This window comes from Pseudoalteromonas sp. Angola-4 (genome assembly GCF_028599265.1).
In the GTDB taxonomy this organism is placed as follows: Bacteria; Pseudomonadota; Gammaproteobacteria; order Enterobacterales; family Alteromonadaceae; genus Pseudoalteromonas; species Pseudoalteromonas atlantica.
In genome coordinates, this window is the sequence record NZ_JAQREK010000042.1 from 1 (window position 1) to 1,083 (window position 1,083).

Annotated in this window: 1 rRNA gene; it reads left to right on the plus strand. The window is 51.5% G+C overall.

Features of this window, described 5'->3' with window-relative positions:
• A 23S ribosomal RNA gene (locus PSH48_RS20640) occupies positions 1-1,031 on the plus strand; the annotation flags it as partial.
• Positions 1,032-1,083 lie beyond the last annotated feature (52 nt).

The window sequence follows — 1,083 nt, forward strand, 5'->3', positions numbered from 1 at the left end:
GAAGCTCTTGATCGAAGCCCCGGTAAACGGCGGCCGTAACTATAACGGTCCTAAGGTAGCGAAATTCCTTGTCGGGTAAGTTCCGACCTGCACGAATGGTGTAACCATGGCCACGCTGTCTCCACCCGAGACTCAGTGAAATTGAAATCGCAGTGAAGATGCTGTGTACCCGCGGCTAGACGGAAAGACCCCGTGAACCTTTACTACAGCTTGGCACTGAACATTGAACCTACATGTGTAGGATAGGTGGGAGACTTTGAAGCAGCGACGCTAGTTGTTGTGGAGTCGTCCTTGAAATACCACCCTTGTAGTTTTGATGTTCTAACGTTGGCCCCTGAATCGGGGTTACGGACAGTGCCTGGTGGGTAGTTTGACTGGGGCGGTCTCCTCCCAAAGAGTAACGGAGGAGCACGAAGGTTGGCTAAGTACGGTCGGACATCGTACGGTTAGTGTAATGGTAGAAGCCAGCTTAACTGCGAGACAGACACGTCGAGCAGGTACGAAAGTAGGTCATAGTGATCCGGTGGTTCTGAATGGAAGGGCCATCGCTCAACGGATAAAAGGTACTCCGGGGATAACAGGCTGATACCGCCCAAGAGTTCATATCGACGGCGGTGTTTGGCACCTCGATGTCGGCTCATCACATCCTGGGGCTGAAGTCGGTCCCAAGGGTATGGCTGTTCGCCATTTAAAGTGGTACGCGAGCTGGGTTTAGAACGTCGTGAGACAGTTCGGTCCCTATCTGCCGTGGGCGTTTGAGAATTGAGAGGGGTTGCTCCTAGTACGAGAGGACCGGAGTGAACGAACCGCTGGTGTTCGGGTTGTCATGCCAATGGCATTGCCCGGTAGCTACGTTCGGAACTGATAAGCGCTGAAAGCATCTAAGCGCGAAGCAGGCCTCGAGATGATTTCTCACTAGACTTTTAAAGTCTCTGAAGGGCCGTTGAAGACTACAACGTTGATAGGCAAGATGTGGAAGTGGTGTGAGCCATTAAGCTAACTTGTACTAATTACCCGTGAGGCTTAACCATACAACGCCAAACGCGTTTTGTGACAGAAACAAGCGACAGAAGTTAATAGCTA